Below are 7,268 nucleotides of genomic sequence, written 5' to 3' on the forward strand. Positions count from 1 at the left end.
TTTTTTAAGAGAACTTCATTGAAATGATGGTGACTATCGATGCGGTCAATGGATCGGACACCGCCTGTATAAGCACCTCATTTTGTGGCAACCCAATCAGGCTTCGCTGATCTGGCTGACACTGGTGATCTGCCCATTCCAGACCATCTCGTAATGCGCCGTCTGCACAATCGACGAAACCGGCCTCGGCGTCATCAACGCCCAGCAATGACTGCCCGGCATCCGCACCGAGTGATAACGCAACCCGGGACAATCGGCATCGCGCACCGCCCGCCCCAGCACATGGGAATGGCTGTAGTCGTCCGGCGCATACACCGGATCGTTGATCGGCAGGGCAGTGGCGTCCTTCATCCCTGCATCGCCAAAGGCACAGACCAGGCCACGAAACACAAAACGCTCATAGTTCAGGCTCGGCACCTTCGACCAATACAGCGCCTGGTGATGCCGCACCTCGGCCAACGCCGCTTCCATCGAATCCGCCAGGTACAACACGCCAAAACTGCCGTCACTGAAACGCGAACCCGCCGGGTTGACGTGGGTAAAGGGCGCGATGGCGTAGGCGCAACCGGGAATGCCGAACGGAATCTCGCTGCGCGCAATCAACTCCAGCCGACCCACCTCATTCTTCAATCGCGGATTGGTCAGCGCCTGAATCTCGAATAACACCTCGAACTCATCGGCATCCGCCACATCATCGAACAACGCAATGGGCGGAAACTTCGAATTGACCAGGCGATAAGCCTGCAACGACTGACCGGCAAACACCGCCAGCTCGCTCGCCATCACCATTGTGCACCCCGCAGCATGTCGATGCGGCGGAAGGTTTCATACAGCGAAATCATGTCGCCCTGGGCCATGATTTCCAGCGGCGAACGCCCGTTGAAAAACTCGTTGTCATTGGCCATCGAGGTAAAGCCGTACACGTTGTTCGGGTTATCGAACACCAGGCGCAACGTCGCATGAATGTTCAGCACGAAACTGATGCGCTGCATCTGGTCCGCATCCAGCACCACCGCCCAATCCGGGTCACGCTGACGGGCGCGGGTGTAGGTACTGCGGGAAATACGCAGGATGCGACAGGCCTGGTCGCTGGTGGCCTTCCACTTCTCCAGAATGCCCACGGCGGCACGCAGACCGGTGACGCATTGGTTTTTGGTGAAGGGTTGGGCTTGGGCGGGGACGGCCATGTTTGTGTCCTGGGGATGAATCTGTAGATTCAAATATAGATTTAATGAGTCTATGGAGCAATATTGGTGCGACCAGTGGACTCGCGCGCATAAAAAAACGGGCGCCTCGCAGGCGCCCGTTCTGGTTGATTGATCTCCTCAATACTTCATTGATCCGAGGCTTGCATTACAGCTTGCCCAACCACCGGGTTACCCGCCGTTCTGCCATAGGGAACAGCCGCTCGCCGTGGCGACGCTGGAGCAGCAAGGCTATCGGGCGAAATATGATGGGATTGTCAGTAGGTTGCGAATAAACCGTTGCTTCGGATTGAAGCGTGGTTGCTGCAACAAGTGAAGCAAGGCCGTGATCTACATGATGATAAATTGTTCATGCAAACCACGGCCCGATTATCGATCAAACGTACGCCCCAGCGCATCCAGTTGCGTGGCAATAGGCGCCAATCGACGACTGCTCAACGCCAGCAGATCAGCCTTTGGCGCGATCAGCGGCCTTGGCTTTGCTTTCAGCTACAGCGGGTTCAGCCTGCTGCTTCTGTGCAACCTGGAAGGCTTCCATCGAGACTTTCCGGGCCGACTCCATGCGTGCGAAGGTCTTGTCACCGCCACCTGTGGCCATCGCCAGAGAAGAGGCGGTCAGAGCGGCGACTACGAAGAGAACTTTCATGGATTTCATTTGGGTATCCTCAAGTGATATTTAATTAAAAGCTAACAGCGAAATTTATTTGCTAAGGCCGATATTCCACGGCCGACGAAGAAAGCACGCCAAGTTCAATGGTGCCTCTTTGTTCAAATAGTCAATCAACATGACGCCCAGTGCGACTTGATTGAAGTTTGCTGTTTCTGACTGTCATCAAGATTCAGCCATTTACATAAATTAACCCGCTGCATTATGCAGCCAGGATAAAAGCAAGCCTCTCGAATGAACTTCCAATCATTCGATCAGCTAAATTTGCAGGTAACAAAAAACCTCATTCGCACTGAGTGCCTATGAGGTTCAGCTTCCACTTCTGGGGGCAGGTGAGGAGCAGAGCCCGCGTCACCTGTTGCGTATTCTGAACAGGGAAATCCGCGTTCGTTCATTTTTTGATCAAATTCGCTGACCAACGGCAGTCTCATGGCCAGTCATTTTTGGCCGCCCATCATTGATGAAACGTACGCCCCAACGCATCCAGCCGAGTTGCAATCGGCGGTAAACGCCGACTACTCAGCGCCAGGGTCTCAACATCATCCGCTGTGTTCTGCGCGATGCTCTGCACCGATTGCAAGCGTCCGACAATCTCGAAACTCGCCGAGGACTGTTCGCGGGTCGTCGTGACAATCCGCCCATTGAGCTCATCGATGTGCGAGATGTCGCTGCCGACAGCCTGCAACATCGCCGCCGCCAACTGACTGTCCTCCACACAGCGCTCCACACCTTCGCGACTGTCCTGCATGGCCTCCACGGCTTTGCGGCTGCCTTGCTGCAAGGCCTCGATGATGGTCCGGATTTCCTTGGTGGACACTGCTGTGCGCTGCGCCAGGCTGCGCACTTCATCGGCCACCACCGCAAAACCCCGGCCTTGCTCGCCGGCGCGCGCCGCTTCAATCGCCGCGTTGAGCGCCAGCAAATTGGTCTGCTCGGCAATGCTGCTGATCACCTCCAGCACCGTACCGATCTGCTGCGCCTGCCCGGCCAGCACCTGCACGGTCTGGTTGGTGCCTTCCAGGCGCGAGGCCAGTTGAGTGATTTCCTGCCGCGCACGGTTCACGCTTTCCTGCCCGCGAGTGACTTGCGCACTGGCTTGGCCGGCATGTTCAACGGCATGTTCGACATGCACCACGATGTGCTCCATCGCATCGCCCATGCGCTGCATCGAGCCGGTCATCTGCGCGATTTCCGTCAACTGATGTCTGGCGCCTTTCTCCAGCGTGTTACTGGCCTTGGCCAACTCCTGGCCCAACTGACCTAAACCCTGAGAGTCACGCACCACGCCGTCCACCAAGGCGGTGATCTGCCCCAGGAACTGATCGAAGCGCTGCGCCAGCGACACATGCACCCGCGCCTTGTCACCCTGGCCGGCACCGGTGGTGAACTGGGACGTGGTGGCGAGCATCTTGTCCAGCATGTCCTGGCTCTCCACCGCGTCAGCCTGGCTGTGCACCGCAAGATAGAGTAGCGCGACCGTCTCCATCACCACATAAAAGGCGTGAACGAACACCATCGTCCAGCCACCGTGATGGGCCATCACAAACACCGGGAAACCCTGATGCTGCAGCACATGAAACACCACGTGATGCAGCGCAATCGTCACCGCCGCCACCAGGATCGGCAACCAGTCCCGATAAAACGTCAACACCGCCAGCAACGCAAAAATCCCGAAGTGCGACTCAATGACCCCCTCGGCCTGATTGATATGCAACGCCGCCATCACCATCAAGCCAACGCTCAGCAAACAGCGCATCAACCGCGAACCGCCGATGGCGCGATACAACAGCGTCAACAACACACTGGTACCGCCGCCCACCAGCAGCGCTTGCTTGAACGTGTCGTGCCAGAACGCCAGGCCGATAGCGAAAGCGAACATCAGCCAGATCAGGCCAAGCATGATGCGGTCGGCTTTGCGGTAGTGGTCGAGGAAACGAGGGGGGAAGGGCATGTACGCTTACTCCATGTAAATGAGCCAGAAAAAGCAGGGTTTATGGCAACACGGGACATCGCGAAAGCTTGGGTGTGTTGAAGGAGCAGGCGTTTTCAGGGTCAGGGGGCGAATCTGTTGACAGTATGGTTGTGCTGTATTTGTGACGCCGTGGAGAGCGTAGCCCTTGGCCATCATTCCGGGCGGGTACGACGTCGCTCGTGGAAAACAATGTCCGATATAGAGGCAAGTAATGCTGAAGTGACGGGGTGTACGACAGACTCCGTTGCAAAGCCTGTCGTACACCCGAGGCAATTACGACTTCTTCGGCGGATAGTTGCCGCGCAAGCCACCGGACTTGTTTCCGGTTTTGCCGGGCAGGCTTGGCACAACCGGACGGGATCTGGGTTGGGGGTTGGAGCGGCTTTGGGGTTGAGGTTGTTTGCTCATGATTCGCCTCCTGATTTTTCAGGGATTCGCGAGGTGGTTTACTGATGAAGTTTAGCTAATTGACTGTGGACAGGGTCGTTTGGCACTTGGGGAAGGTGTTGTGAGCGATCGGCTTTTCTTTTTCGGCTCCATTCTCGGATTTTGCCTACAACTTCGGCAGGAGTAACCCAATATTCAAAAAGTGAAAAACGGGAAATATTGACGGCGCAGAAAGGGCGGAATCACCGGCTGATCGGGGAGAACCTTTTGAACAGCAAAGCCCGAAGGGATGAGCCATGCTACAAAACGACCGTGACAATCTGGAGCTCGACAAACTGCAAGTCGAAATCCGAAGGTCCATGGCCGAAACCCGAAAACTCACGGCAGAAGAACGCAAGCTCAGGCAAGAGACCTTCTGGTACCCGATCGCCGTCCTCAGCTGTCGTTGAGGACAGACAAAAAGAAGAATACAGACGCCTTCGACAAAATAAATCAGTTCCTTTGTTTTAGTAGTCCGTATATGGAAGATTGAACTTGGCGCTTTTGCTGTGAGAGTTTTGCTGGAAGCCGCAGATGTTGTTTTGGCTTAATGTAATCTTTCGCGCACGACGCATGTTGTTAATATTTAGGTGTTGAGGTTTCTACGTTGTTGCGGCATAACTTTTGTGCTGTCTGTTCTATGGAGTCAATATTGTTGCATGGAGTGCCATATGCAAAAACCAGTTGCTCATCATTCACCTTTAATGACGTCTGAGTCTCGGCCGGTTCAAGCTACGGAAACCCGGGCCTTTCCTTCAAGCTTCGATAGTATTTTGTTTTGGGATGGGACTGTCCCGGCAGTTACTACGCCCCATAGTATTGAGAGTACCAAAAACCCCAGTAACGCATACCAAAAGTTGGAGGCGATAGGGCTGTCGGTGCACGATCAGATAACGAGTGTTTTTTCTGGTGCTACACCGAATGTTCGAGATTATCTAGAAAAACGCATAGTCGCAGCCATTGACGGGCAGGAGTTCAATGCATTGGAAGCTGCCTTAAAAAAGAAAGCGATCATCGTAGAACTTCTGCAAAGGGTCAGAATCCATAGAAGTTGGCACGATGCACTACTATATAATGGTTTAGACGCATTGTCGCTAGACAGAAAAATGAGTGCCGCAGTATTTGCATCGAATGCGGATGCAGAAGACGATATGGCAGTGCGACAAAGCTTTTATGAAGAATACCTATTATCGCTAACTGCCGCCTACGTTAAACGAATCCTGATCGAAACCATTCCCATTCTGGAGGACGCTTCTGCAACTGCAGACGCTGCAATCCATCGCGCCTTGGCAAGGGGCGAAGTCGCTTACACCTACAGGTTACCCATTGGTAATGACGCAGAGGCAGGAACTGTGGCGGGTGCCATTGCCATCCATGTCGCCGACGGTTGGACCTTCAGGGCAGTGATCCATGAAGGCATTCAGTTATTGGCCGGGTTGGGGGAAGCACTTATCAGTCGGGCCACTGCTGTTGGGATCGGGGCCTTGTTCTATTCACCTGCTCTTGCTAACGGCGAACGCCTTCCTCAAACAGTTCTCACACTATCCGGTAGCACTTTTTTGCCAAAGCTGCCGTCAAACCTGAGTGAAATCGCCGCTACCGAAGGAGCCATTGACCTTCCTTATCGGATTGTTGGCGACCTTAACCAATACACACTCGTTGCAACCCCGGCTGGAGGGAGTGTCTCGGCAAAAGTGCCAGTGCGGGCATTGGCATTCGATCCAACGACCAGCAGCTACAGTTTCACGTCAAACGATACACAGCCCATTACCCTCAGTTTTCCCATTATTCACTTGGGAGACGGCTCGACAACTTCGCCCGCCCGACCTGCGCAAGTACCGACTTACACTGGAGTTACGCTGTCGCCATTGCTTGTGCAGCCTGAAACCTTACCCGCGTTCGAATTGCCTGATTTCAGGGATTGCATTTACTGCTTTCCGATTGAAAGCGGTCTGCCGCCAATCTACGTTGTTTTTAATAGTCCTTATGAAGGAGCAACCACAAGGGGAAAATACAGCGGTCGATTTTTCAATCCCGCCAAAGCCGGAGGCCCAATACTCGATCTCGATTGGACAAGTGCTACCGTGATCCAAGCGGGTATTGACCTGGTCAAATTACATACGGGACGCTTTGGGCCTTCGGACGCCAATGCCATCATGATTGATCGATTGGAAAAAATCCTAAGGGGTGAATTGATAATTATGGCAGTCGACAAGCGTTTCTATACTCATGAGCTCAGAGAACTCGAACGTTTCAGAGTATTAGGTGTAGCTGATGGTGTAAACTCGAATGACGATGGTGTCATTTGGAACAACACTCACGCAGCGACACTGGAAGACTACAAGCTAAAAGATGATTTTGAATTACTCTACACGCCCGAGGCTATAGAGGCAGACAATAAACAAACGGACAGAGAGTCTAAGCAAATAGGAGGAATAAAACGATGAGCGTCATAACAAGCATCGTACTAAACGAGAAACCTGAAGAGGTAATTCTATTCCTTACCAAAAATGAATTGGGTATCTCCTTTCCTCGGCTTGATGGCCTTTATAATCGGGCTAACTGGGCGCATGTGGAGAACAACATAGGGCTATTGAAACTTGTCAAGAAGATGTGTGATGCCGGTTTTATAAAAAGTAATGGGAGCATAGTAGTGAAAGGACCCAACTGGAGAGAGCCGGCATTCATGCTCGAAGGCAAATATACCTTTGACTGACAGCACCAAGTGCCTGAACGCAGGTGCCCGAGAACGGTGACAGTAGCCATCATTTCGTGGCCGTCCAGTTCCCTTGTCCAGTCGTTTAAATCATCGAAGGTTTCCCAGGTTGAGCCGCTACCCAGCGGCTCTTCTCTTTGTTACGGGCATATTGAGTATCTTCGCCTGACATTCCGCCATCGCGAGCAGGCTCCCACATCTGATCGTTGGTGAATGCAAAATCTGTGTACGACGCCGATTCAATGGTGGGAACTGTACATAGAAAAACGCCCGATCCACATT

Annotated in this window: 8 protein-coding genes; 2 read left to right on the forward strand and 6 right to left on the reverse strand. The window is 53.3% G+C overall.

Features of this window, described 5'->3' with window-relative positions; translation table 11 throughout:
• Nucleotides 1-96: 96 nt before the first annotated feature.
• The 5 genes from PMI34_RS22530 to PMI34_RS29515 all read right to left on the reverse strand — a co-directional run bounded on the left by PMI34_RS22530 (nt 97) and on the right by PMI34_RS29515 (nt 4,252).
• Nucleotides 97-789, reverse strand: coding sequence for an RES family NAD+ phosphorylase (locus PMI34_RS22530; RefSeq protein WP_032829406.1), 693 nt, complete (start codon nt 787-789; stop codon nt 97-99).
• A complete protein-coding gene (locus tag PMI34_RS22525; protein WP_008047143.1) occupies nt 783-1,187 on the reverse strand; it encodes an antitoxin Xre-like helix-turn-helix domain-containing protein in 405 nt (134 codons plus the stop codon). Before PMI34_RS22525 ends, PMI34_RS22530 begins: the two co-directional genes overlap by 7 nt.
• A 466-nt stretch (nt 1,188-1,653) precedes the next feature.
• Nucleotides 1,654-1,860 (reverse strand): co-regulatory protein PtrA N-terminal domain-containing protein, encoded by a 207-nt coding sequence (locus tag PMI34_RS22520; RefSeq protein ID WP_008047144.1) that lies wholly within the window; start codon nt 1,858-1,860, stop codon nt 1,654-1,656.
• A 466-nt stretch (nt 1,861-2,326) separates the two neighbouring features.
• Entirely contained in the window at nt 2,327-3,823 is a 1,497-nt protein-coding gene (locus PMI34_RS22515; RefSeq protein ID WP_008047146.1) for a methyl-accepting chemotaxis protein, read from the reverse strand.
• Nucleotides 3,824-4,117: 294 nt separating this feature from the next.
• Nucleotides 4,118-4,252 (reverse strand): hypothetical protein, encoded by a 135-nt coding sequence (locus PMI34_RS29515; protein ID WP_008047147.1) that lies wholly within the window; start codon nt 4,250-4,252, stop codon nt 4,118-4,120.
• 689 nt (nt 4,253-4,941) lie between these two features.
• On the opposite strand from PMI34_RS29515, the gene PMI34_RS22510 reads away from it, so the two are divergent.
• The gene (locus tag PMI34_RS22510) at nt 4,942-6,717 is read left to right on the forward strand and encodes an S-type pyocin domain-containing protein (protein WP_008047150.1); all 1,776 of its coding nucleotides are present in this window, start codon (nt 4,942-4,944) and stop codon (nt 6,715-6,717) included.
• The gene (locus PMI34_RS22505) at nt 6,714-6,986 is read left to right on the forward strand and encodes a hypothetical protein (protein WP_008047151.1); all 273 of its coding nucleotides are present in this window, start codon (nt 6,714-6,716) and stop codon (nt 6,984-6,986) included. The genes PMI34_RS22510 and PMI34_RS22505 overlap by 4 nt, the downstream gene beginning before the upstream one ends.
• A gap of 85 nt (nt 6,987-7,071) precedes the next feature.
• Here PMI34_RS22505 and PMI34_RS29225 read toward each other — a convergent pair.
• Nucleotides 7,072-7,268, reverse strand: a 197-nt coding sequence (locus PMI34_RS29225; protein ID WP_238538763.1) for a hypothetical protein, incomplete at its 5' end; no start/stop codon positions are given.

This window comes from Pseudomonas sp. GM74, from assembly GCF_000282455.1.
Lineage (GTDB): Bacteria > Pseudomonadota > Gammaproteobacteria > Pseudomonadales > Pseudomonadaceae > Aquipseudomonas.